Annotated in this window: 22 protein-coding genes, 1 tRNA gene and 1 rRNA gene; 10 read left to right on the forward strand and 14 right to left on the reverse strand. The window is 64.7% G+C overall.

The window, feature by feature from the left end; genetic code table 11:
• Positions 1–15 precede the first annotated feature (15 nt).
• A complete protein-coding gene (locus A3E1_RS44590; protein WP_051104935.1) occupies positions 16–714 on the forward strand; it encodes a phospholipase A2 in 699 nt (232 codons plus the stop codon).
• On the opposite strand, the gene A3E1_RS39735 is transcribed toward A3E1_RS44590, so the two are convergent.
• Positions 711–2417, reverse strand: coding sequence for an NAD-binding protein (locus tag A3E1_RS39735; protein WP_083929428.1), 1707 nt, complete (start codon positions 2415–2417; stop codon positions 711–713). The genes A3E1_RS44590 and A3E1_RS39735 overlap by 4 nt on opposite strands.
• A 160-nt stretch (positions 2418–2577) precedes the next feature.
• On the opposite strand from A3E1_RS39735, the gene A3E1_RS0110485 reads away from it, so the two are divergent.
• Positions 2578–4332 carry a hypothetical protein gene (locus A3E1_RS0110485; protein WP_020520720.1) on the forward strand — a complete coding sequence of 585 codons (1755 nt, stop codon included), beginning with the start codon at positions 2578–2580 and terminating at the stop codon, positions 4330–4332.
• Positions 4333–4394: 62 nt separating this feature from the next.
• Here A3E1_RS0110485 and A3E1_RS0110490 read toward each other — a convergent pair whose 3' ends face one another.
• Entirely contained in the window at positions 4395–5486 is a 1092-nt protein-coding gene (locus A3E1_RS0110490) for an ABC transporter ATP-binding protein (RefSeq protein WP_020520721.1), read from the reverse strand.
• A 196-nt stretch (positions 5487–5682) separates the two neighbouring features.
• Here A3E1_RS0110490 and A3E1_RS0110495 point away from each other — a divergent pair.
• Positions 5683–5755: transfer RNA gene (locus A3E1_RS0110495), tRNA-Thr, on the forward strand.
• Positions 5756–5757: 2 nt separating this feature from the next.
• Here A3E1_RS0110495 and A3E1_RS0110500 read toward each other — a convergent pair.
• The 5 genes from A3E1_RS0110500 to A3E1_RS0110520 are packed head-to-tail and all read right to left on the reverse strand — an operon-like array spanning position 5758 to position 10502.
• Positions 5758–6204: an Rv0361 family membrane protein gene (locus tag A3E1_RS0110500; protein WP_020520722.1), complete on the reverse strand. Its 447-nt coding sequence runs from the start codon at positions 6202–6204 to the stop codon at positions 5758–5760.
• A gap of 18 nt (positions 6205–6222) precedes the next feature.
• Positions 6223–7380, reverse strand: coding sequence for an aldehyde dehydrogenase family protein (locus A3E1_RS0110505; RefSeq protein ID WP_020520723.1), 1158 nt, complete (start codon positions 7378–7380; stop codon positions 6223–6225).
• Positions 7367–8380, reverse strand: coding sequence for a hypothetical protein (locus tag A3E1_RS0110510; RefSeq protein WP_020520724.1), 1014 nt, complete (start codon positions 8378–8380; stop codon positions 7367–7369). Before A3E1_RS0110510 ends, A3E1_RS0110505 begins: the two co-directional genes overlap by 14 nt.
• Positions 8374–9603, reverse strand: a complete 1230-nt coding sequence (locus A3E1_RS0110515) for an enolase C-terminal domain-like protein (RefSeq protein WP_020520725.1) — start codon at positions 9601–9603, stop codon at positions 8374–8376. Before A3E1_RS0110515 ends, A3E1_RS0110510 begins: the two co-directional genes overlap by 7 nt.
• Positions 9600–10502 carry a 5-dehydro-4-deoxyglucarate dehydratase gene (locus tag A3E1_RS0110520; protein ID WP_020520726.1) on the reverse strand — a complete coding sequence of 301 codons (903 nt, stop codon included), beginning with the start codon at positions 10500–10502 and terminating at the stop codon, positions 9600–9602. The genes A3E1_RS0110515 and A3E1_RS0110520 overlap by 4 nt, the downstream gene beginning before the upstream one ends.
• 103 nt (positions 10503–10605) lie before the next feature.
• Between A3E1_RS0110520 and A3E1_RS0110525 the strand changes: the two genes are divergently transcribed.
• The gene (locus tag A3E1_RS0110525) at positions 10606–11967 is read left to right on the forward strand and encodes a class II fumarate hydratase (RefSeq protein WP_020520727.1); all 1362 of its coding nucleotides are present in this window, start codon (positions 10606–10608) and stop codon (positions 11965–11967) included.
• 11 nt (positions 11968–11978) lie between these two features.
• On the opposite strand, the gene rlmB is transcribed toward A3E1_RS0110525, so the two are convergent.
• The 3 genes from rlmB to A3E1_RS0110540 are packed head-to-tail and all read right to left on the reverse strand — an operon-like array spanning position 11979 to position 15137.
• Positions 11979–13082 (reverse strand): 23S rRNA (guanosine(2251)-2'-O)-methyltransferase RlmB, encoded by a 1104-nt coding sequence (gene rlmB / locus A3E1_RS0110530; protein WP_020520728.1) that lies wholly within the window; start codon positions 13080–13082, stop codon positions 11979–11981.
• The gene (gene cysS / locus A3E1_RS0110535; RefSeq protein WP_020520729.1) at positions 13072–14481 is read right to left on the reverse strand and encodes a cysteine--tRNA ligase; all 1410 of its coding nucleotides are present in this window, start codon (positions 14479–14481) and stop codon (positions 13072–13074) included. Before cysS ends, rlmB begins: the two co-directional genes overlap by 11 nt.
• On the reverse strand, positions 14472–15137 hold the full coding sequence (locus A3E1_RS0110540) for an HAD family hydrolase (protein WP_020520730.1): 666 nt from the start codon (positions 15135–15137) through the stop codon (positions 14472–14474). Before A3E1_RS0110540 ends, cysS begins: the two co-directional genes overlap by 10 nt.
• Before the next feature lie 23 nt (positions 15138–15160).
• On the opposite strand from A3E1_RS0110540, the gene A3E1_RS0110545 reads away from it, so the two are divergent.
• A complete protein-coding gene (locus A3E1_RS0110545; RefSeq protein WP_020520731.1) occupies positions 15161–15775 on the forward strand; it encodes an IclR family transcriptional regulator in 615 nt (204 codons plus the stop codon).
• Here A3E1_RS0110545 and A3E1_RS0110550 read toward each other — a convergent pair.
• The 3 genes from A3E1_RS0110550 to A3E1_RS0110560 are packed head-to-tail and all read right to left on the reverse strand — an operon-like array spanning position 15759 to position 19258.
• Positions 15759–17411, reverse strand: a complete 1653-nt coding sequence (locus tag A3E1_RS0110550; RefSeq protein ID WP_020520732.1) for a fumarate hydratase — start codon at positions 17409–17411, stop codon at positions 15759–15761. The genes A3E1_RS0110545 and A3E1_RS0110550 overlap by 17 nt on opposite strands.
• A 46-nt stretch (positions 17412–17457) precedes the next feature.
• Positions 17458–18756 carry an outer membrane protein assembly factor BamB family protein gene (locus tag A3E1_RS0110555; RefSeq protein WP_020520733.1) on the reverse strand — a complete coding sequence of 433 codons (1299 nt, stop codon included), beginning with the start codon at positions 18754–18756 and terminating at the stop codon, positions 17458–17460.
• Between the two features lie 16 nt (positions 18757–18772).
• Entirely contained in the window at positions 18773–19258 is a 486-nt protein-coding gene (locus A3E1_RS0110560; protein WP_040390642.1) for an Lrp/AsnC family transcriptional regulator, read from the reverse strand.
• A 93-nt stretch (positions 19259–19351) separates the two neighbouring features.
• On the opposite strand from A3E1_RS0110560, the gene hppD reads away from it, so the two are divergent.
• The 5 genes from hppD to A3E1_RS0110585 are packed head-to-tail and all read left to right on the forward strand — an operon-like array spanning position 19352 to position 24210.
• The gene (gene hppD / locus A3E1_RS0110565) at positions 19352–20494 is read left to right on the forward strand and encodes a 4-hydroxyphenylpyruvate dioxygenase (RefSeq protein WP_020520735.1); all 1143 of its coding nucleotides are present in this window, start codon (positions 19352–19354) and stop codon (positions 20492–20494) included.
• Positions 20495–20524: 30 nt separating this feature from the next.
• Positions 20525–21103: an RDD family protein gene (locus tag A3E1_RS0110570; RefSeq protein ID WP_051104966.1), complete on the forward strand. Its 579-nt coding sequence runs from the start codon at positions 20525–20527 to the stop codon at positions 21101–21103.
• 8 nt (positions 21104–21111) lie between these two features.
• Entirely contained in the window at positions 21112–21861 is a 750-nt protein-coding gene (locus A3E1_RS0110575; protein ID WP_020520737.1) for an RDD family protein, read from the forward strand.
• 4 nt (positions 21862–21865) lie between these two features.
• A complete protein-coding gene (gene hisC / locus A3E1_RS0110580) occupies positions 21866–22951 on the forward strand; it encodes a histidinol-phosphate transaminase (protein ID WP_020520738.1) in 1086 nt (361 codons plus the stop codon).
• Positions 22951–24210: an outer membrane protein assembly factor BamB family protein gene (locus A3E1_RS0110585; protein ID WP_020520739.1), complete on the forward strand. Its 1260-nt coding sequence runs from the start codon at positions 22951–22953 to the stop codon at positions 24208–24210. Before hisC ends, A3E1_RS0110585 begins: the two co-directional genes overlap by 1 nt.
• A 67-nt stretch (positions 24211–24277) precedes the next feature.
• On the opposite strand, the gene rrf is transcribed toward A3E1_RS0110585, so the two are convergent.
• A 5S ribosomal RNA gene (gene rrf, locus A3E1_RS0110590) occupies positions 24278–24394 on the reverse strand.
• Positions 24395–24566: the final 172 nt, after the last annotated feature.

Consider the following 24566-nt stretch of genomic DNA (forward strand, 5'->3'; position numbering starts at 1 on the left):
GTGGAGGTCGCGACGATGCGATGGCTGCCTCGGCTGGCTGTGCTCACTCTGGGCATCGCCGCCGCGCTCACGGTCGCCGTGCCGTCCAGTGGCGCCGCCGTTTCGCTTGACGTCTCACAGGTGCCTTCGGATTTCGCGGCCGTCATGGGGTACACGCCGGTCGCCGGTCAGCTCGCCGACGGGACGACCCGCTTGATCAACCCGCGGGGGTCGTGCTCGGTACCGGGCGAGGGCAAGCCTTTTGACTTCACCGTCGCGTGCCAGGCCCACGATTACGGCTACGACCTTTTGCGGTACGCCGGGAAGAAGAACATCGAGCTGCCAGGAACAGCGCGCGCCCAGATCGACGCTCAGCTCAGTAAAGACCTGCACGTGCAGTGCAGCGCCGCCAGCCTCACCTGCGAGGCCACGGTCGCCGTCTTCCAGGCCGGGGTCGCGTTTAACTCGTGGCGCCAACTCGACGGCCCACCGGTCGACCAGTCAGGCCTGACGCGCACGGCTGGCCTGATCCTGCTCGGTGGCCTCGGCCTGTCGAGTGCGACTCTAAGCCTGCGCCGGCGCTCGCTCTTCCCCACTCCGTCTCCTGGCAGGCCGCTTTCCGCATCTCGCTTCGGGCGCCGCTCCGGAGCGGTCACCGGCCTAGCCGCCCAACTCGGCTCAACGGTCCGCCGCCGCCAAGGACTGCGCGCCTCGGCCGCACCGTTTCCGCGTTAAGCGACCGGTTGTGGCGCGGCCGCGCGCCGGATCAGGCGGCTCAATCCATCGCGTGTGCAGACGACCGTCAGCAAATCGCGCGCCTGGATTTCGCGGTGCTCGGCGGGATTCCACATCGGACGCGGTTCCCCGAGCTCGGTCAGCGCGATCACCCGTGCCTCGCCAGCCTCGTCGGCATCGGACACCTTCTTGCCTGCCAGGCGTGACCCCGGTGCCACGACGATCTGGGCGAGCAGCAGCACACGGCGCTCGACTGAGATGGTGCCGATGACATCGCGATCCATCAACGCTTCCGCGAATGCTGGAGCGGCAACGTAGGACACGCTTCGGGTGAACTTGAGGTTGAAGGCCGTGCGCACCCGGCGCGAGAGGTCACCGTCGAACAACCGGACCAGCACACGCAGACTGGGCTGAAGATTTCGCCCGTGCAGCGCTGCCTCCAGGTTGATGACATCGGTGCTGGCGACCGCCATCAGGGCGCGACAACGGTCCACTCCGGCGGACCGCAGTGTCGTTTCGCGACTCGCGTCGCCCACGATCACGGGAATGCCAAGCTCGTTGGCCAGCGGGACACCACGGGCTTGCGGATTGTTGTCGATCGCGACCACGCGCATGCCACGGTCAGACAGGAGCCGGATCACGCGCGTGCCAACGCCACCAAGCCCCACCACGACAACATGATCAACTAACGGCTGCACCAGCTTGCCTTGGGTCACCGCAATCCGCGCGTTGACCATGCCTTCCACGATGAGCGCGGTGACGAGCGGAACGACCGCGAGCCCAGCGATGCCGATGAGGATTTGCAGGACCTGCTCGAACCGGCTGAAGTCAGCGTGCTCCTGCGGACCGCCAAACGCGTTCACGAGCGTCAGGTAGAACCCGTCCCAGCCGCCGATGCTCTCGTTGGCGAACGCCAGCAGCGCCCCGGAAACGAGCAGCGTCAAGATGACCGTGATGAAGGCGATGCCGAGCTTGCGCGACACGAGTGCCCGCACCATCGCCCGTGCCGCGCGAAGCCGCCACCAACGGTGCTTAGGCGCCGGTCCCGGGACACGAACCGTATTGATCAGTTCCACCGCCTCGGCACTGCGTGCCTCCGCCAGCACCAGATCCGACTCGCCAGCTGGCAGCAACCGCGGATCACCCAGGGTTGAGGTGTCGGCCAGTCCACAAACGATGTCGCGCTCAGGGACGTCGTTTCGCTTGGCGACAATGAGCGTACGTCCCGCGACCGTCACCGGCGTCGCCGCGACCTCGCCGAGTGCCGTGGCGACCAGCGCCGGAGCGGCGATCTCCGCATCGGACAGCACCCGGCAATCGCCCAGTAGACGTTCGATCGCCTGCCCGAGGTGGGTGTTGTACATCCGGACCACGACGCGAAGGTTGGGCAGCAAGTCACGTGCTTGCAAAGCAATGTGGATGTTGCCCACATCGTCTTGCACCGTGAGGGCGATGCCGGAGGCTTCCTGAATTTCCGCCTGGAGCAACGCTTTTTCGTCGACGCGGTCCACAATGACCAGTCGCACGCGGCTGAGTTCAGTGAAGTCGCGCCCCGACCGGTGCTGATCGCGGGTCATGAGGACCACAACATCAGCGCCATAACGCTGCGTGAGCTGGTCGGCGAGGCGGTAGGCCAACCCATCGGATCCATTGATAATGAAATGGCCGCTGCGGTTGCGCCGCGCTTGAGGGGGCGTAGACACCTCAGGATGCTATCGATGGGCGCCACACCGCACCACCCCGCCGGATCTTTCCCGAGCGCGACGATATGCCCTATTTGTTCGTTGCACCATCGGACGAATGCACCCGCCAGCGATTCAAAGAGCTGGTGAATTGCACCGGTCAGCAATCGAATGGATGGACATGAACAAGTGGTTGTACCGTGCCGTTGGCGTGGCGAGCGGCGCCTTGATGCTGGGTGGAGGCGTCGCGCACGCCGGGTCGGTGAACGAGGCAGATCGCACAGTCGACCCGCAGGCGATGCGCGGGCTACTGGCTGACCTCTTCACGCCGACCGGCGGCCAGCACCACCTCGGCCTACAAATCGACATTCCCGGAACGTTCCCGCAGTCGCGCGTCGCCAAGGACACCTTCGTCGCGGGCACGATGCCCGACCTGGCGAAGGTCGGCATCGCCCCGGAGAGCACCCGTCAGCCGGAACTGCTGCCAGGCCTTGGCCTGACCAGTGGTGCCGGTGGCAACGGCGGCCTCCTGGGCGGCCTGACCGGCGCGGCCGGCGGTGGCTCCGGCCTGGTCGGCGGGCTCACGGGTGGCCTCACCGGAGGTGGCGGCAGTGGCCTGCTCGGTGGGCTTACCGGTGGCTTGACCGGTGGTGGAGGCGCCGGTCTGCTCGGTGGTCTCACCGGTGGCGACAGCGGCGGACTGCTCGGCGGTCTCACCAAGGGCGGCGGCCCGCTGGGCGGCCTCACCGGTGGACTGACCGGGGGAGACGGTCCCCTGGGCGGCCTGACTGGCGGGCTCACTGGCGGAGACGGCCCGCTGGGCAGTCTCACCGCTCCCCTAACCAGCGGCCTGGCCAACTCTGGCGGACCGCTCAGTGGCATCGGCGGCATGCTCGGCGGTGGCGAGGACAATGATGACCTGGGTCTGAGCGACCTTCCGGTCAGTGACCTCGGCACGCCAGGTCCACTTAGCACGGACATTGTGGACCCGGCTCTGCGTGGAACCGCCCTGGACACGGCGGACCAGCGTCCGGTGCAGCTGCACCCGGACATCGCTCGCCAGGTCAATGACGCCACCTCGCCCATGGTGTCGGCTCTCATCGCCGACGCGGTCGCGTCTCAGTTCGGCTCGCCCGACCTGATGCCAGACCCGAACGACGAGTCCCTGACCCACGAAGAAGCGCTGCCGATCGTCGGTGGCCTGCCGGTTGTCGGCGACCTGCTTGGGCCGGCTGGCCCGCTCAGCCAGTTCCTGGTGGTCGGCGACATCTTCGACAAGCTTCCCGTCGTCGGCAGCCTGACCAGTGATGGTGGCCTTGACCTTGCCGCCCTCGACAAGCTGCCCGTGGTCAGCAAGGTGCTGAGCCAGGGACTGCTGCAAAGCGACGGCCCGTCGCTGCCAGTGGTCGGAAGCATCCCGTTCCTGGGCAAGCTCACCGACCCGTTGACCGGCGGCGGCCAGGGCGCCAGCCCACTGAACGCCCTCGGCGCGCTCACCAGCCCGCTGGGCGCACTGACCGGTGGACAGGGAGCCGGCCCGCTCGGTGCCCTGACCGGTGCTCCCGCACCGGCCCCGGTTAGCGGTGCCCCGCGCGCCGTTGCTCAGCCGGTCGCGGTCAACCAGCCGCAGGCACCGGCCCGGGCAGGCATTCAGCGCCCGGCGCAGGAGCCCACGGTTGGCAAGCACCGTGCACCGACCGACACGGTTCGCCCGATGGTCAACGACCCCGAGTACGCCGAGGAGAGCCTGCCTTTGCTCGGTGCTCTCACCGGCGGCGGTGGCCTGCCGCTGAGCACGCTCGTGCGTCAGCTGCCGCTGGCAAGTGAGCTGCCGCTGGTTGGCCAGCTCTCCACGCCGATGCAGGTGCTCAAGAGCCTGCCGCTCGTTGGTGGCGTCGTCGGCATCCTCCCGATCGAGAGTGGCCACGCTGCCTGATCACTCTCGGCAGGAAATGAAAAAGGGGGACCCGAGATCGGGTCCCCCTTTTCATTGAGCCCTTAAGCGAGCCGGATACCACTCGTCGCGTGGAACGCGTGGTGGTGGTCGGTCCGCGGCTTCACGAACACGGTCTCACCAAGGTTTGGCATCGAGCGGCGCTCCGTCGAGACGACGAACCGCTCGTCACCGCCGTTGATCGCGGCGTGGCCGTAGACGTTGGCACCGGAGCCGAGGTCCTCAACGAGGTCCACGACGACCGGCATGCCGCCCTCGGTTGCCGACACCAGCTGGCAGTCCTCGGGGCGGAAGCCAACCGTGACCTTGCCGTCGCCACCGGCGCGAGCCGCGGCGACCTGCTCACGCGTCAGCGGCAGGATCATCTGACCGAAGACTCCACCTTCGTCGGTCAGGGCAACCGTCTTGATGTTCATGGCCGGCGAGCCAATGAAGCCAGCGACGAACACGTTGGCCGGGGTGTCGTAGAGCGCCCGCGGCGTGTCGCACTGCTGCAGCACACCGTCGAGGAGCACGGCCACCCGGTGGCCCATGGTCATGGCCTCGATCTGGTCGTGGGTGACGTAGACCGTCGTGATGCCCAGCTGCGACTGCAGCGTGGCGATCTGCGAACGGGTCTGCACCCGCAGCTTGGCGTCGAGGTTGGACAGCGGCTCGTCCATGAGGAAGACCTGCGGCTCACGCACGATGGCCCGGCCCATGGCGACGCGCTGGCGCTGACCGCCGGAGAGCGCCTTTGGCTTGCGGTTGAGGTAGTCACCGAGCTGCAGCATGTCAGCAGCCTTCTTGACCCTCACGTCGATCTCCGACTTAGGCGTCTTGCGCAGCTTGAGCGCGAAAGCCATGTTCTCGTAGACCGTCATGTGCGGGTAGAGAGCGTAGTTCTGGAAGACCATCGCGATGTCGCGCGACTTCGGCGGGAGGTTGGTCACGTCTTTGTCGTTGATCAGGATCTTGCCGCCGTCAACGTCTTCCAGACCGGCCAGCATCCGCAGGCTGGTGGACTTTCCACAACCCGACGGGCCGACCAGGACGAGGAACTCCCCGTCACGAATCTCGAGATCGAGCTTGTCGACCGCGGGACGGTCAGTGCCCGGGTAGTGCCGGGTCGCCCCAGCGTAGGTAACAGTTGCCATTAGGGGTGTTTCCTTTCACCGGCAGGAACGTGCCGGACGATCCGAGTAAAAGGTGGTTGGTGCGTTCGCCAAAGTATCCGCCTAGTGACGCCGTTAACAAGCCTGAGGATCACTATTTGGTACTGGCGTGCCGCTAAACCGGTCGTCAGGGCCGATTTCTCCCTGTTATCGTCTCCCACGTATCATCGAGCGGCACGCCCGGTTAGCTCAATTGGCAGAGCACCTGTCTTGTAAACAGGAGGTTAAGGGTTCGAGTCCCTTACTGGGCTCTCTACTGGCATACCTTCCAGGAGCCGTCTTCCTGGACCATCGGGTAGATCTGCGTGCGGGTGGTGCCATCGCTCAAGGTGGCCCGCAGGGTCACGGTCGCGGTGGTGCGCCCGTTCATCGTGGTCACGTTCGTCCCCGTCACCGAGTACGACTCGACGTCAAAGGTCTTCTTGATCGCGTCCGCGAATGCCGCTTGTGACATCTCGTTGCGCACCTTCGCACACAGATGCCCGTAGGCCGCCGGGTAGTTTTCGGCCACGATGGCGTCGGTGTACGCCTTGGCGCTGGCTTGAGCCGGCCCCATGGCGTCGCTGACGGTACGGAACAGAAAGAACCCGCCCGCCACAGCGCCACCGCAGCAGAGCACGAGCACGATCCCCACGACGATGAGAATGGTGCGCAGGTTGTTACGTGGCTTCGCAGGCGGCGGCGGTGGCATGTACGTCATGGGGCTAAAACTAAAGCATCAGAGCAACTCGGCTGGTACTCCTTGCAGCGCGACCGGCCGCCTAAAGCGCTCAATGCTTTCTGTGCCAACGGAGGTTGACCACGACGCCGACGTGGCCGGCCAGGGCCCGCCGTGCTGCTGTGCTTCGTTGACGAGCACTCCCGTGGGCACACCGTTCCATACGACCCGTCCCGCGAGCGACATCAGTGAGGGCAGCATCGATCGCGCACTGTCCAAATCGGATGGTCCGGCGAGAATCGTTGCCGTCAAAGAGCCCTCAAGCGCGGGCACCTCGGAGCCGACATAAATCACGACGGACGGCCCGAAGTGTTCTTCGCGAAGCTCTGCCGCTGCCAGTGAGTCGACAATGACCGCGAACGGCGCCGGATCTCCCTGTCCCGCAACGACTTCTCCGTGCGCACGAGCGGAGGAAAGCCAGTCAGCGTGAGCGGAAGCCATGTGCGGTGTCAGCATCCGGTGCGTGGGTGAGGCGGCCACGGCGTCAGCCAGCGACCGGGCAAAGGATGCCGATGGCGTTACTACAAGGCCGGGTTTCGTGCACAGCTGCCCCGACGAGCCCGTCACCGAAGCGGCCAGCGCCGCGACGTCACCGTCATAGCCAGGCAGGACGAAAACGGGGTTAAGCGAGCCCATCTCGGCGTAGACCGGGATCGGGTCGGGCCGCGCCGCGGCCGCGTCCATGAGCGCCCGGCCTCCGGCGAGTGAGCCGGTGAACCCGACCGCCTTGATGCGCGGATCCTGAACCAGGGCAATGGATGTGGCCGGCCCACCGTAGACGATCTCGAACCCGGGCAGCGTCTGCGAACCGATGCCCGCCAATAGCGAGCTCAGCGCGGGCTGCGCCGGGTGAGCCTTAACGGTGACCGGGCAACCCGCCGCGGTTGCCGAAGCCGTGTCCCCGCCCAAAACCCCGAACGCGAGCGGAAAGTTGGACGCGGCGAAGACCGCGACCCGGCCAACCGGCACGGGAACGGTCACGATGCCCCCGGCTTCGCGCCGCCACGGCTTGACGTCGGCCAGTAGCCGCAATTGCCCGGTGGTGCGGGCGAGTTCGCCCTGCAGCCGGGCCTCGCTTAGCCCGGTCTCCTCCATGGCGACCGCGATGACTTCGGCGCCCCTGTCCTCGAGCAGGGAAGCGCACTCATAGAGCGACACGGGAACTCCTCCACATCCGGGCTAGCTCGGCAAAAGCTGACGACGGCGAGCGGGCCAGGCCGAGGTGATAGAGCGCCAGCCCACCTGCTCCTTCTGCGATGAGCCTAGCCACGTGGTCGGCGCTAAACGGCGGCAGGATGGACACATATGCGTGTGCACCAGGCAATATTGACGCGTCCGCAGCCCAGCACGGGAGTAGTATTTCGTCCACATCGGAGCGTGCCGTCGGCGTCAGCCCGGGCGACGGTCCGGTGGCCCAGGGGTCGGCCGAGGCATGCAACGTCACCGCGACACCGGACGGCAGAGCGGAAAGCACCTGCCGCCGGAGCAAATCAGTCGCTTTGACGCGCGGCTCAAGCAAGTCAGCGGGAGGCGGATCGCCGGACTCCAGCAGGGACCGCACCAAAGAGGCAGAAACCCCGCATGCGGCACAGCAGCAAATCGACAACAGGCGCGCTTCATAGGGCGTGAAGTAGGTCTTGTCATGGCAGCCGAGATGCGTCACACCCATCTGCCCACATGACTCCAGCGACACTGACGCGATCGGCACATCTCGTGCGGCCTCGGCGGCAAGCAGCGTGCAGTGATCGCGCACTTCAGCCCACGATGGGCACAGCGCGTACGGATACCGCTCGCCGTAGCAGTTCACCACCGTCACATCAGGGTTGAGCAGACCGAGCCGTGTGTTGTGTGCCAGCACGATCCACGCGTTGACCTTGATCCCCGCATCGGCCAGGACACCGCAGGCCTCACCAAAACTGTCCCCCTCACCGAAAGACAGCGGTGCCAGACGTCCCCACGGCAGATCCCGCACCGGACGGTAAAGCGCCGCGTAGGGCACATCGACGACCCGGCGCGACGGATGGTTTGGTGTGGCAGCCCGTGTGGTGTGATACGAAGCCGCGAGCGTCACACTGTCCACTTCGGACGCTTGCACGCGCTCGACGAAAGCCTTATCCCCCAGCACATCCCAGGGATAGGCGTGGGCCGAGATCACCATGTGGGCCGCTGCCAATCCGGCTGGAACGTGCGCATGTAACCGGTGTCGTCACGTTCTCTGATGCCGCAAGACAAATAGTCCTCATGCATCCGGGCCAGCACATCACGGTCTAGCGAAACACCAAGTCCCGGACCGGAAGGCACGGTCACCGCACCATCAACAATCGGCAGAGGCGAAGCGAGCACATCAACCCCAAGCTGCCAAGGCGTGTGGGTGTCAGCCGCATAGGTCAGCTCGGGCAACGCTCCGCCCAGGTGGGTCATGGCGGCAAGGCTGATGCCCAGATGACTGTTGGAGTGCATGGAGACGCCGATGCCCCAGGTGCGGCAGATCGCGGCCAGCTCGGCACTGCGCCGCAGTCCACCCCAATAGTGGTGATCGGAGAGCACCACGCCGACCGCCTTCTGTGTGAAGGCCGGTTCGATGTCATCGGGCTTGACGACACACATGTTGGTGGCCAACGGCATCGGTGCCGTGCGCGCCACCTCGGCCATTCCCGCTATGCCGCGGGTCGGGTCTTCCAAATACTCAAGCAGGCCTTCGGTTTCCTTCGCGATACGCACGGCCGTCGGCACGGTCCAGACCGCGTTGGGATCCAACCGCAAAGGCATCAGGGGGTACGCCTCGCGCAGCGCCCTGATCGCCTCGACTTCCTCATCAGGGCTAAACACGCCGCCCTTGAGCTTGATGGACGTAAACCCATAGCGCTCGATTAGCTGCCCCGCCTGCGCGACGATGCCCTCGGGGGAGACAGCCTCGCCATAAGGATCGTCGCCCTCCCACTTGTAAAACAGATAGGCCGAGAACGGAACCCGATCGCGGACCTTTCCGCCGAGCAGGTCGACGAGGGGACGGCCCGTCATCTGGCCTTGCAAGTCAAGGAACGCCACCTCAAACGGGCTGAGCACCCGCAGGGTGGTCTTCTCGGCGGTGGACGGCCCGGTCAAACCGTGCTTATCCGGGGCGTCCACGTCGCCGATGGCGGCACTGACCCGGCGGGCCAAGCCGTTGAGGTCAAAGGGATCTAGCCCGGCGAGCGTCGCTCCAGCCTTGCGCAGCAGATCAAGGTGCTGCGCGTCCCCGTAGGTTTCGCCCAGCCCAACGAACTCATCACAGTGAACCTCCACAATGGACCGCAGCGCCCACGGCTGGTGCACGCCCGAGGCATTGAGCAAGGGCGCGTCAGCGAAGGCGACGGGTGTGATGACGACTTTGGCGATCACAGCGCTGCCCTTCCGCGAGCGATGATGTCGTGGAGTTCATCTTGGTGCTCGGGTGTGACATTTATCAGCGGCGGCCGCACGTCGCCAAGACCAGCTCCCGCCTTCACGAGACTGACCGCATAACCAGGCACTTTGTCGCGCAAGGCGGCGAACGGGAGATAGAAGTTGCTCAGCAGCCGCTCGACCATGGAAGCATCACCGGAGACGTAGGCCTTATAGAAGGCCTTCGCGATGTCGGGCGCGAAGCAGAGCACGGCTGATGAATAGCTGTCGACACCGATCGCTTGATACGCCTGCACCGTGAGCTCAGCGGTGGGCAGCCCGTTGAGGAAACCAAAGGACGCCGCCCGTGGGTGCCCACTCGTGCGGATGGCCGTCACGATCCGCAGCATGGCATCGACGTCGCCTAGGCCGTCCTTGATTCCCACCACCGTGGGCAGATCGAGCAACGCGACGGCGGTAGCAGGGTCGAGCTTGGCGTTGGAGCGCTGATAAACGACCAACGGAAGCGGTGTCGCGGCGGCCACAAAAGAGATGTAGCGCAGAATGCCAGCCGGCGGTGCCGAAACGAGATAAGGCGGCAGGAGCAGCAGACCGTCAGCCCCGCAGTCAGCGGCGGCGCGGGCGAACTCGCTTGCCACCTGAGGACCGCCGCCGCATCCCGCGACGACGGGGAGCCGTCCTTTAGCGACAGCCACCGCGGCCGAGACCACGTCCCGGAACTCGGCAAGAGATAAGGCCGTGAACTCACCCGTGCCGCAAGCCACGAAGATCGCCGTTGGATCGTGGCTGATCTGGGTCTCAACATGCTCAGCGAACGCCGGCAGGTCGACGGAACCCTCAGCGGTGAAAGGGGTCAAGGGGAAGGAAAGGAGTCCTTGCAGCCGCATCGTCAACATGTCCTGTCTACATATGTGGACGCTATCTGTTTATGTGGAAGCTATGCAGCAAGGTAGCACGCAGTTCTACTTCCGCGCGAGGGTGAGGAAATAGGATTCTCGTATGACGGAGTACCGCGTTGAGCACGACACGATGGGCGAGGTTCAGGTCCCGGTCAACGCGCTTTGGGGCGCGCAAACCCAGCGGGCCATCGCCAACTTCCCGGTCTCGGGGCAGGTCATGCCCCCGGCGCTCATTAAGGCCTTGGCACAGATCAAGGAGGCTTGCGCGAAGGCCAACGCGGACACCGGCGTCCTGGACCAGGCCGTCGCCAACGCCATCGCCAGTGCGGCCCGGCGGGTCCAAACGGGAGAACTCGACGAGCACTTCCCGCTCGACGTGTTCCAGACGGGCTCGGGCACCTCGACCAACATGAACATGAATGAGGTGCTGGCAGCGCTCGCGGGCGTGGAGATCGGCAACAAGGTCCACCCCAACGATCACGTCAACGCGTCCCAGTCGAGCAATGACGTGTTCCCCTCGGCGATCCACCTAGCCGCGCTCAACCTCGTCACCGATGAGCTGCTCCCATCCTTGAAGCTGCTCGTGCAAACCCTTGATACCAAAGCGGTTGAGTTCACGCAGATCGTCAAAGCGGGCCGCACGCACCTCATGGACGCCACACCCGTGACCCTCGGCCAGGAGTTCTCGGGTTATGCCCAGCAGATCCGCCGCGGCACCGAACGCGTCGAGGCCGTCCTTCCCCGCGTGCGCGAAATCCCCTTAGGCGGCACGGCGGTAGGGACCGGCATCAACGCGACAGCCTCCTTCCGGCGGTCCGTTTACACCTACCTACCGTCCACAGTGGAGGCCGCGAACCACTTCGAAGCACACGGCGCCCGCGACGCCTTGGTCGAACTGTCCGGTCAGCTCAAGACCGTCGCCGTCTCGATGTTCAAGATTGCCAACGACATCCGCTGGATGGGCTCCGGCCCCCGCGCCGGCCTTCGCGAACTTCAGCTGCCCGACCTGCAACCCGGCTCCTCGATCATGCCGGGCAAAATCAACCCGGTCATCTGCGAGTCGGTCCGCCAAGTCTGCGCCCAAGTCTTCGGCAACGACACCGCCGTCACCTTCGCCGGCTCACAGGGCGACTTCGAACTCAACACCATGTTGCCCGTCATCGCGCGCAACCTGCTCGAATCCATCACCCTTTTGAGCCGGGCCGCGGTTCTCCTGGCCGAGAAGTGCGTGGCGGGCCTGCGTCCCAATGAGGACATCCTCCGCGGGTACGCCGAAGGCAGCCCCTCGATCGTGACGCCCTTGAACAAATACGTGGGCTACGAAGAAGCGGCCGCCATCGCCAAACAAGCCCTCGCCGAGAACAAGTCCATTAAGGACGTTGTCCTCGAACGCGGACACGACATCGGCAACCTCGACCAGATCCTCGACGTCCTCGCCATGACCCGCCCCGACCTCGGTTAGGGCGACTGCGGCTAGAGCGAGCGGCGGCGGGCGACTTCGGCGAGGGTGATGGCGGCGGCGACGGAGGCGTTGAGAGACTCGACTTCCGACCCGATCGGGATGTTGACACGCAGGTCACACGTAGTGCCGACCAAACGCGACAGTCCCCGGCCTTCGGAGCCGACCACGACGATGATGGGGCCGATGGCGGCTTCCAAGTCATACAAGGAGGTTTCGCCGTCGGCGTCGAGCCCGGCGACGATGAAGCCTTCTTGCTGTGCCTGCTTCAGCGCACGGGTCAGGTTCGTCACCTGAGCGACCGGCATGCGGGCGGCGGCTCCGGCGCTCGTGCGCCAGGCTGTCGCTGTCATGCCTGCCGACCGGCGCTCGGGCAGGAAAATCCCTTGCGCGCCAAAGGCTGCCGCCGACCGGATGACCGCACCGAGGTTACGCGGGTCGGTCACGCCGTCGAGCGCGACGAGCAGTGGTGACGGGTGCTCCAGTGAACTCATGAGCAGATCGTCGAAGTTCTCGTACGAGAAGGGCGGCACCTGAAGCCCAATGCCTTGGTGCAGCACGCCTCCGGTCAGCCGGTCGAGTTCGGTGCGGCTGACTTCGAGGATCGCGATACCGCGGTCGCCCGCCGTGCGGACAGCCTCGTTGATCCGCTCGTCGATCTCAATGCCTTGCGCCACATAGAGTGCCGTGCCCGGAACGTGAGCGCGCATTGCTTCCACGACAGGGTTACGCCCGACGAGCAGTTCCGGGGCGTCCTTGGGCGTGGCGCTCTTGCGTCCCGCAGCGACCCGCGGTCCCGTGCGCGTGGGAGCGGCGGCTTTGCGTGGCGTTCCCCGGCCCGTGCCGCCCCGGCCCCAAGTGGTGTCCTTGGTTCCCGGCTTGCCGATCTTCGGGGCACGGCCTTCGGCGGCCGCCGCCTTGCGTTCCTTGTCCTGCTTCCACGCGGTCTTGGAGGGCAGCTTCTCCGTGCCGGAGTAGCCCTTGTGCCACGGGCGTTCGTCAGCGGGCAGCGTCTTGCCGCGCCCGGTGAGCGTGTCTTTGTTCTTGCCGCCGGTGCCTTTCACCGCCGTCTTCTTGGCTACTTTGCGAATGTTGCGGCGTTGCGAATTACCCGGCATGGCGTGTCCATCTTGGTCCGTGGGGCGTGTCCTCAATGGCTACGCCTGCTTGTTTTAACTGGTCGCGCACGGCATCCGCGGCGGCCCAGTCCTTACGTTCGCGTGCGGCTGTCCGCTGCTGTAGCGCGAGGGCCACCAGTGCGTCGACCGTCTCGTACAGGCCCTTGTCTTCCGTGGCGGCGAAGGCCGGGTCGAACGGGTCGACCCCGAGCAGGCCGAGCATCGCCCGCACACTGCCGAGCGCGCCGTGCGCCGCCTTCATGTCGCCAGAAGCAAGTGCCGTGTTGCCTTCCCGGACGACCTCGTGAATCGCGGCCACCGCGGCCGACGTGTTCAGGTCGTCGTTCATCGCCTCTTCGAAGTCCGCGCAGATGATGGTCGGATCGGAGTGCCCGGTCAGCTCGGTCGCCCGCTGCACGAACCCTTCGAGGCGCTGATAGCCGAGCGCCGCTTCTTCCAGCGCACCCCAGCTGAACTCGATCCGGCCGCGGTAGTGCGCTGAGATCATGTAGTAGCGCAACTCCACCGGCCGGATGCCGCGCGCCACAACAGATCCCACGTCGATGACGTTGCCGACGGACTTCGCCATCTTCTCGCCCGCGAGGTCGAGCATTCCATTGTGGACCCAGAAGCCCGCGAACGGATGCCCGACCGAACGCGATTGTGTCAGCTCGTTTTCGTGGTGTGGGAAGGCGATATCCGTCCCCCCACCGTGAATGTCAAAAGCCGGACCGAGATAGCGGTAGGTCATCGCGGAGCACTCGATGTGCCACCCGGGACGGCCACGTCCCCACGGCGACGGCCAGTACGCGTCCTGCGGCTCGCTCGGCTTCACACCCTTCCAAAGCGCGAAGTCACGCGGGTCGCGCTTGGCACGCTCCGGGCCGTCAGGAGCGGCGAGCATGTCCTCCACGCGCCGGTTCGTCAGCTGGCCATAGTCGGGATAGGACAGCACGCTGAAGTAGACGTCGCCGCTATCGTCGTTGGCCACGTAGGCGTGACCGCGCTCGATCAGTTCACCGATGAGCTCGTGCATCTCTGGGATGCACTGTGTCGCGCGCGGCTCATAGGTCGGCGACTGAACGTTCAGCGCGCGGTAAGCCGCACCGAGCTTCACCTCGTTCTCATAGGCGATCGACCAGAACGGGCGGTTCTGCTCAAGCGACTTGGCGAGGATCTTGTCGTCGATGTCGGTGATGTTGCGGACGAAGGTGACCTCGTATCCAAGGTGGACAAGCCAGCGCCGCAAAACGTCGTAGTTAATGCCGGACCGAAGATGACCGATGTGAGGGCCGGACTGCACGGTGAGCCCACACAGGTACAGCGAGGCCTTGCCCGCTACGCGCGGTTCAAAGTCGCGCACCTGCCGGGACAGCGTGTCATAGAGTCTCAGCGCCACCCTGCAAGGATACGCGGGAGCTCTATTAAGTTTTCGATGACCGCGTCTGGCCGCGTTTCACCCGGTACCAGCTGATTTCCTGGATTGAGCCAGACCCCGCGCATGCCTGCGGCTTTGGGCCCCACGACGTCATTTTCGTAGTCGTCTCCGACATAGACGACCTGCTCTGGAGTCGCCCCGGCCGCCTCAAGCAGACCCTTGTAGAACAGCGGACTGGGCTTCTTTGGCACAACACCTTCGTCGTGGGCGTAGATCTCGAAGGCGAAGTAGCCCTCCAGCCCGCACAGGTGGCTCAGGCTATTGCCGTTGGTGGCGTAACCCAGCTGATAGTCAGCCTTCAGCGAGGTGAGCGTCTCGACGACACCGGGGAAAGGCTTGGTGCTGCCCAGCCGCACGCTGAAGAAAAGCTCGGCGACCTCATCGATCTGGTGCTCCCGGCCCGCGCGAGCGAGGGAGTGCCTGAGGGCATGGGTCCGGATCACGCGAGCGTGCTTCTCCGGCATGATCTTCCAGTAATGACGGCCATCCTCGCGGAACACCTCAAAGGTCAGCGCGGGGTCATTCACGTGCTGAACCACGGCCTCGATCGCCAGCTTCACCGCCGCCGACGTAGCAACCAGGGTTTCATCAGCATCGAAGGCAACGGTCGTGATCACGCTCCGCACGATACCTTTGCCGCATGGACACAGCCCAGACCCTTGATCGCGGGTTGAAGCTCTTGACGCTGGTCACCGATACGCCTGGCGGGGTGACTGTGACGGAGGCCGCATCCCGGCTGGGCGTGGGACGCGCGGTGATCTACCGGCTGGCGGCGACCTTGACCGAGCACGCGCTCGTGCGGCGCGACCCCGAAGGGCGGCTGCGGACCGGCCTCGGTTTGTTCCACCTTGCCCGCCGCGCTCAGCCTCTGCTGGCCGAAGCGGCGCTTCCGCCCCTGCGGCGCCTGGCCGAACGCGTGGGCGCCACAGCGCACCTGACCCTGGCCGATGGCCTCGACGCCGTGGCCGTCGCAGTCGTCGAGCCGAGTTCGACGATGTTCCACGTCGCCTATCGCGTGGGCTCGCGGCACCCTGTTGACCGGGGCGCCGCTGGCCGCGCGCTGTCGCTCACCGAAGGCTGGGAGATCAGCGAAGGCGAATTGCAGTCAGGCGCCCACGGCTTGGCCGCACCCGTGCTCGGCGTTCCAGGTCTGGTGGCGAGCGTCGGCGTTATCGCATTGTCGCGTTTGGACGCTCCGACGGTCGGCCCACTGGTCCAGCAGGCCGCCGCCGCGATCGCTAACGCGCTGAACTAATGCTCAGGACGGGCTTGGACGTTTCGGCGAAGAAGTCATTTCCCTTGTCATCAACCACGATGAACGCGGGGAAGTCTTCCACCTCAATCTTCCAAACCGCTTCCATACCCAATTCTGGGTACTCCAGGACTTCGACCTTCTTGATGCAATCCTGCGCCAAACGTGCCGCAGGGCCGCCGATCGAGCCGAGATAGAAGCCGCCGTAAGCCTGGCAAGCCTTGGTGACCTGTGCCGAACGGTTTCCCTTGGCGAGCATCACCATCGAGCCACCGGCCTGCTGGAATCGCTCCACATAGGAGTCCATGCGGCCAGCGGTCGTGGGCCCGAAACTGCCTGAGGCATAACCCTCGGGCGTCTTGGCCGGGCCGGCGTAGTAGACCGCGTGATCCTTCATGTACTGGGGCATCGGCTGCCCATCGTCCAAAAGGGACGCGATCTTCGCGTGGGCGATGTCCCGGGCGACAACCAGCGGCCCGCTCAGCGACAGCCGCGTCTTCACGGGCAGCTGCGAGAGCTGATTGCGGATTTCGGCCATCGGCCGGTTCAGGTCAACCTTCACGACGTCGTCGCTCGCCGGCACGTAGTCGGGCAGGAACCGGGCCGGGTCGGTCTCCAGGCGCTCCAGCCAAACACCACTTGGCGTGATCTTGGCGAGCGCCTGACGGTCCGCACTACATGACACGGCGATCGCCACTGGACACGAAGCCCCGTGCCGGGGCAGGCGGATCACGCGCACGTCGTGGCAGAAGTACCGGCCGCCAAACTGTGCGCCGATGCCGAAGTTGCGCGTCAGCTCAAGCACTTCCTCTTCGAGCTCAACGTCACGGAACCCGTGCGCGAGCATCGAACCCTGGCGCGGCAAGTGATCGAGGTACTTAGCTGACGCGAGCTTCGCGGTCTTCAGCGCGTGCTCGGCCGACGTTCCCCCGATGACGATCGCCAGGTGATAGGGCGGGCAGGCACTCGTGCCGATCAGGCGCAGCTTCTCATCGAGGAACCGCATGAACGCCTTGGGATTTAGCAGGGCCTTGGTTTCCTGGTACAGGTAGGACTTGTTGGCGCTGCCGCCGCCCTTGGCCATGAACAGGAACTTGTAAGCGTTGGGATGACCGTCCGGGTCCTCGGCGTAAAGCTCGACCTGAGCGGGCAGGTTGGTGCCGGTGTTCTTTTCTTCCCACGTCGTCAGCGGAGCGAGCTGCGAATAGCGCAGGTTCAGGTTCGTGTAGGCCTCGTAGACACCGCGGGCGATGGCCGCCTCGTCGTGCCCATCCGTGAGCACGTGCCGGCCGCGCTTGCCCATGACGATGGCTGTTCCCGTGTCCTGGCACATCGGCAGAACGCCTCCGGCCGCGATGTTCGCGTTGCGCAAGAGGTCTAGGGCCACGTAACGGTCGTTGGGTGACGACAGGGTGTCATCGATGATCGACCGGAGCTGTGACAGGTGAGCTGGCCGCAGGAAATGGGCGATGTCGTGCATCGCCTCGGCCGTGAGCTGGGTCAGGATCTCCGGCTCGACGGTCAGGAATTGGCGCCCACCCGGTCCCGTGACGACGTCCACGCCTTCGTCAGTGACAAGGCGGTATTCGGTGGTGTCCGCCCCGATGGGCAGCAGCGGTGAATAGGAGAAGTCAGTCACGAGGAGCAAGCGTAACGCCGTTGTAAATCTTCTCGCTGGGCCCCCGCTAGTCCACGAGCGCAACGTAACCGAGTTCACGCCGATCACTTAGCAGCACGCCGGTTCCGTCGAAGGCCGAGACGGTCGCCTCGCTGCGCAGTTCCGTGCGCACGCGCCCGGTCACGGCGTCGAGCATGGTGATCCGGTCCGGGGTGTGCTCAGAGATGATCACAGTCTTCGGGCCGATGACAGCCGAGACATCGGCTCCCGCCTTACGGCTCCACAGCGCTTTGGCCTTGCCGAGCTGAAACGCGCTGACCTTACTCTTGTCCGCGCTCAGGACGACGGCGTAAACGCCGTTCGTGGCGAGCACTTTCTCGCCCGTCTCACACGTCAGGACTTCGCGGCCGTCGCCGGCGTCGAGCAGCGCTTCCCGCCCGTCCGGGCGCACGGCGAGCACGGCGTTGCCGCCAGAGACCGGTTCCTTGGGCTGATCACACCCGGCACCCGAAAGTGTCCTGAGCTGATAGCCCGGCCTGCGCCAGACCTCCGCTCCCGAGACCCCGTCACGTCCCGTCAACGCGATCAGACAGGTGCCTTCACTGCGCGTCGCGATGCTGTGGACCACCCGTCCCCCGAGCACCGTGACTGACGTGAGCTTTCCGGGCTCGACCGCCGCGGTCACTCTGCCTTCGCTGGTTTCCACGAGGTGCAGCCGCCCGTCGATGGGAAAGGCGAGCAGAGGTGGCATGGGCTGCAGCTGGCTGTTGAGCTCAATGCGCTCGGGCGAAAACGTCGCGCCGAGGCCAAGTTTCGGATTGTCGGCGAAGAGCACGAAGCCAATGCCGGGCAGCCCGGCACGCCAGAGAACATCACCACTGGCTGGCTCGCGTGCCTGCACTTCACAGTCCTGTGACGACCGGCAGGACACGTCGAGCATGGCGTTGGTGAAACTCCAGACCGCGGATGCCTTGTCGTCCTTGCGCAGCACCATTCCCGTGGCCGCGTCGCGCACCTCGTAACCCTTCTTGAGCAGGGTTCCCGAGACGACAACCGTCCGGCCTGGAGGGCCCGCTATCGCCGCCCAATCGGCCTTCGTCTCCCACACCCGCCGCCCGCTCGCACGCTGGCGCACCTCAACTGACTCACGTTGCTCAACGACAACAAAGCGATCGAGCAGGGTGACCGTCGTTGGTACTCCCCCGAGGCGCTCCTGCCAATGCACCGCGGGTTCGGCGAGCGGACGGCTCCTGGTCATCCAATCCCAAAGTCCCGGGAACGGATTCCAGAGTCCGGTGGTGACAAGCAGGGTCATGGCCGCGACGACGGCTACGAGCCAGCCTGTGCCCGCCTTGGCCTGAACCATCCAAGCAGGATAGCGCTCATCCCCCAGAAGCCTTACGCACCAAGGGAAGCGTACGAAAACGGACTTGTTCCGCAAGTGCTATCAAAGTGGACGCTCGCAAGATCCCTTGGTAGGCAACAATTTCGTCGATCACCCGCTGAAGGTCCGCATTGGACCGTGCCACAATGCGGCACAAAATATCGCCACTTCCCGTAATCGTATGTGCCTCAAGGACTTCCGGGATCGTCGACAGATGCACCGCGACGATGTCATGTCCCTCGTGCTGACGAATCTCCAAAGTCACGAACGCCATCACGGCAAACCCAAGTGCGGCCGGATCGAGATCTGGACCGTAGCCCGTGATGATCCCGCGCACCTGCAGCCGGTCGAGCCGGGCCTGCACCGTGCCGCGGGCGACCTTGAGCCGTCTCGATAGCTCCAGCACGCCGATGCGCGGCTCAGCGGCCAGCAGCTCAATGATCATTACATCGATGGCGTCCACTGCACTGGACAAGTTGTACACCTCCTGGCGGAATCGTTGCACAATTCTGCGCACGTTGCCCAGGGTTCACGGGACCATTTGCGCATCATCAATCCAGGTGACCACCATCACCACATGACCGCTGTCGCTGAAGCACGGGCCAAACAGGCTCACGATCCGTTCCCGGTAAAGGGCGTCGATCACGTCACCTTCCTCGTCGGCAACGCCAAGCAGGCGGCCTACTACTACTCGGCGGCCTTCGGCATGAAGCTTGTCGCCTACCGCGGCCCCGAACAGGGCTTCCGTGATTTCTCGGAATACGTCCTCGAATCAGGCTCGGCGCGGTTCGTCCTGCGCGGTGCCGTCCACGCCGCCGCGCCCGGTGCTGAGCACCACGCCAAGCACGGTGACGGGGTCACCGAGATCGCTCTTGAGGTCCCCGACGTGGACGCCGCTTATGAATACGCCATCGCGCACGGCGCTCGTGGAGTGCATGCTCCTGCCAGCGAGACCGACGAGCACGGCACCATTCGCGTCGCCGCGATCGCGACCTATGGCGAAACGCTCCACACCCTGATCGAGCGGACTTCCTACAACGGACCGTTCCGCCCCGGCTTTGTCGCCGCCGACCCAATCATCGAACGTCCCGCGGGCGGACCAAAGCGGTTCTTCCAGGCCATCGACCACATCGTCGGCAACGTTGAGCTCGGCAAGATGGACGAGTGGGTGGAGTTCTACCACCGCGTCATGGGCTTCACGAACATGGCCGAATTCGTGGGCGACGACATCGCGACCGACTACTCCGCTCTGATGAGCAAAGTGGTCGCCAACGGCACCCGCAAGGTGAAGTTCCCGCTCAACGAGCCAGCCGTGGCCAAGAAGAAGTCGCAGATCGACGAATACCTCGAGTTCTACGGTGGCCCTGGCGTGCAGCACATAGCACTGGCGACCAACGACATCCTGGCGACCGTTGACGCGATGCGTGCCGCGGGCGTGGAGTTCCTGGCTGTGCCGGACTCCTACTACGACGACCCGGTGCTCCGTGGGCGCATTGGAACGGTCCGCACCGAGATCGTAGAGCTCAAGAAGCGGCGGATCCTCGTCGACCGTGACGAAGACGGCTACCTCCTGCAGATCTTCACCAAGCCGGTCCAGGACCGCCCGACCGTCTTCTTCGAGCTCATCGAAAGGCACGGGTCACTTGGCTTCGGCAAGGGGAACTTCAAGGCATTGTTCGAGGCGATCGAGCGCGAGCAGGACATCCGCGGGAACCTCTGATCATTGCTGGCTCATGGAAAGATGACGCCCGTGAGCTACCCATCCCCTCCGCCTACGTCACCCTGGCGGCCGGCACCCCCGCCGGCCGCCCCCAACGGCCAGCCCTTGGCCGACTTTGGCAACCGTGCGCTCGCGTTCATCATCGATTACGCGATCTATTACGGGGTCTACCTCGTGCTGACGCTGCCGTTCCTCATCTGGTGGATGTTCGTCATGTTCGAGGAGATGAACGCGGCAGCCGCGAAGACTCACGTTGACTCGGCGGCCTTCCCGTTTGATTTCTCGCGGTTCTGGCTTCCGTTCCTCGCCTACTTCGCGGCCTCCATCCTTGTCTCACTGGGCTTCACGTATCTCTACTTCGTGGAATACCAGCTGCGTAAGGGACAGACGATCGGCAAACGGGTCATGGGCTCGCGCATCATCCCGGTCGACCCCAACGCCACGTTGACTCGCGCTCACCTGGTCAAACGGTGGGCTGTCGAGTGGGTCGCCGCTTCCTTCGTACCGTTCCTGATATGGATCGATGGTCTTTGGCAACTGTGGGATAAGCCCTTGCAGCAATGCCTACATGACAAGGCGGCCGGCACCGTCGTGGTGAAGGCCGGTTAAATATCTCCATGACGATCAGCCCCGGGTGGTACCAGGATCCGGCCGAGCCAAATACCCAGCGCTACTGGGACGGGGCCGGCTGGATTGGCGCACCCATCCCCAAGGATGTGCCACCACCCCCGGGGCCACCGCCGCAAATCATCGCTAGCCCGGGCGGTCCGCCTCGCCCCGGGCAGCGGCCGCCCACCCGTCTTCCGGCTGGCCCACCGATCCGCCCGCACGGTCTGGCGCTGGCGTCACCAGGCGCCCGCATGCTCGCACGGCTGATCGATATTGGCGTCGTGGTGCTGCTGAACGCCCTGATCAACGGCTGGTTCATCTACAAGTGGTTCCAGACGCTGATCCCGCTCATGCGCACCGTTCTCACGACCGGCGACCCGCTGCCCGAGGCCCGCACAGGCGAACTCGACACCCTGTCCATCATCATTACGCTGCTTGGACTGGCCCTCTGGTTTGCCTACGAAGTGCCCTCAACTGCCCAATCTGGACAGACATTGGGTAAACGGTTGATGCGCATTAAGGTGGTACGAGCGGAAAGCCTTGAGCCCATTGGCATGCTCCGGTCCTGGCGCCGATGGAATCCGATGGCATTGCCGCTGCTTTTCCTGTTTTTCTGTGGACCGTTCGTTTTCATAGCCCAGATACTTGATGTGATGTTCGTTGCCATCGACTCCACCCAGCGGATGGCCTGGCACGATCGATCCGCGGGCACCTTCGTGGTGCAACTTCCGGGCTCGCCCGGCAAGAAAGGACACTAGAACCATGGGAACCAGGAGCCTCACCCGTCCCGACCTGGCCGCGTTACCCAACTACGTGCCTGGGCGGTCCGTGCCCGGCGCGATCAAGCTGGCAAGTAACGAGGTGCCATTCGGTCCGCTGCCTGGCGTGGTCGAAGCCCTGACGGAAGCCGCCAACGGTGTCCACCGCTACCCCGACATGGGCGTCGCCGCCCTGCGCGACAAGATCGCCGATCGCCTGGGCGTCGCGGCTAACCGCGTCGTCACCGGTTGCGGCTCGGTCGCGCTGGCTGAGCACCTCGTGCGGACGGCCTGCGTGCCTGGCGACCACCTGCTCTACTCCTGGCGTTCGTTTGAGGCCTACCCGATCATCGCCTCGACCACCGGCGCCACCTCGATCAAGGTGCCCAACACGGCATCGCACGAGCACGACCTCAAGGCCATGGCCGCGGCGATCACCCCGCATACCCGCATGATTCTGGTGTGCAACCCCAATAATCCGACGGGTACGAGTGTCCGCCGCGCCGAGCTCGATGAGTTCCTGGCAGCGGTGCCTGACGACATCATCGTGGTGCTCGACGAGGCCTACCGGGAGTTCGTCACTGATCCCGAGGTCACCGACGGGCTTGAGACCTACGGAGACCGCCCCAACGTCGTCGTCCTGCGGACCCTCAGCAAGGCCTGGGGCCTGGCAGGGCTGCGCATCGGATACCTCGTGGCACAGCCTGACGTCGCCGACGCGATCCGCAAAGTCGTGACACCGTTCTCGACCAACGCCCTGGCTCAAAGCGCCGCTATGGCGGCGCTTGACGCCGAAGCGGAGATGCGCCGCCGTTGCGACATCATCATCAGCGAACGTGAGCGCGTGCAGTCCATCGTGACCAAGTGGCTCCCTGACGTTCCGGCCAGCCAAGCCAACTTCATCTGGCTGCCCCTGGGCGCACGGGCCGTTGAGTTCGGCCAGGCTTGTGAGAGCCACGGTGTGATCGTGCGGCCGTTCGCGGGCGACGGCGTGCGCGTCACGATTGGCACGCCTGAAGAAAACGATGCTTTCCTCGCAGCGGCCGAGAGGTATCTCGGCCCTGAAGCCGACCAAAGTCACTCGAGCTGATGACAGAACGCGGTCTATCCCGCCGGGTCCGAGTCGCCCTAGCCGGAGTCGTCACCGGGGCTTTGCTTGCTGCGGTTGGCGTCACGGTCTGGCGAGTCCTGCGCCCGGCAGACGTGTCCACTCCAGCCATCACGCCCTATCCACAGTCCGAAACAGACACTGTCGGGCCGGGTAAGCGCGGAGTCTTTGTCGCCGCACCACTTATCGTCGACGACCGCATCCGCATCTTCGCCAAGAAGCGCGAGGTGTGGGCTGACGGTCCACCGTCCTATCACTACGAACGAAGCGCCTACTGGGCTTACCGTCGCTGGCCGGCTCAACTCACCGGCGTCGTCGTGGCCGAGTCACCACGCTCCATCGTTGTCACGTCATGGTCTGACGGTGTGCTCGTGGGCATCGATGCCAAGACTGGCAAGGTTGTCTGGCGGGTCGAAGGCGAAGTGCTCGCTGACGAATACACCGGCCGCCGCACGGGTGCTGACACCGTTTATAGCCCGCCCGGTCTATTCACGACAGACACGAGCATCATCACGGTTGGCGCTGAAACGATCCGTGCCTACTCGACCGAAGGCACACGCCTGTGGCAGATCGACAACCCGGTCAACGCCCAGTGCCGCGGTGAAGAGTTCGCGACCTCTGAGCAGATCTACCTCCTCGACACGTGCACGCAGACGGTCCGGCGCATCGACACCCACAGTGGCAACGCGCAAACACCCCTTGGCACATCAGTGAAGTCAGTAGAGCCCATCTCCTGCGCGACCGTCACCTCACTGTGCCGTGCCGTGCGCTTAACCTCCACGGACGGCACCCACACCGGCTGGCTCCTGACGGAATCTCAACCGATCGAGTCAGCCCCCTTGGCACAACCCGGAGCTCTGCTAGCCCGCGACGTCGCCATCGTGCCCAACGACCCGAAGAAGCTCACCGAGCTAACGGGACAAGACCCGAGAACCGGCAACGTCATCTGGCACTGGACCGCACCAGCACCGTCAACACTGCTCGCGACAAGTGGCGAACGCGTCATCGTGCTCGTGAGCGGCCGCGTCCTGGCCACCGTCAACGGACTCGACGGCAGCGATATGGCCCGCTCAGGCATCAACCTCTTGCACGAGCCGGAAACCCCATACGAAGCCCGCATCACTTACGCGACAAACCAATATGTCGTCATAGAGCGAATCAACCCGGACGTCATCGAGGAAGATTCGACCGACGATGCTTATTACTTCACTCACCGGCCCGTCCTTATCGCTATTAGCTAAGCAATTCGAATTGGCAGGGAAATACAAATATGGCCAGCCCGTGTGGGCTGGCCATATTTGAAGTATTGTCCGGCGGTGTCCTACTCTCCCACACCATCGCTAGTGCAGTACCATCGGCGCTGGCAGGCTTAGCTTCCAGGTTCGGAATGTGGCTGGGCGTTTCCCTGCCGCTATAACCGCCGAAACTCTATGAACTTGCTGTTTCCCTTTTGCGGGGGTTGTTTGCAAGTTGTGATGTGCAAAGTGGACGCGTGCAGGGCATATGTTTTCTGCTGTGGTGTGTTGAAGTCCTCGGCCGGTTAGTACCAGTCACCTGAACCCATTGCTGGGCTTACAGTTCTGGCCTATCTACCCAG

Origin of the sequence: Catelliglobosispora koreensis DSM 44566, from assembly GCF_000379685.1 — a bacterium.
Lineage (GTDB): Bacteria > Actinomycetota > Actinomycetes > Mycobacteriales > Micromonosporaceae > Catelliglobosispora > Catelliglobosispora koreensis.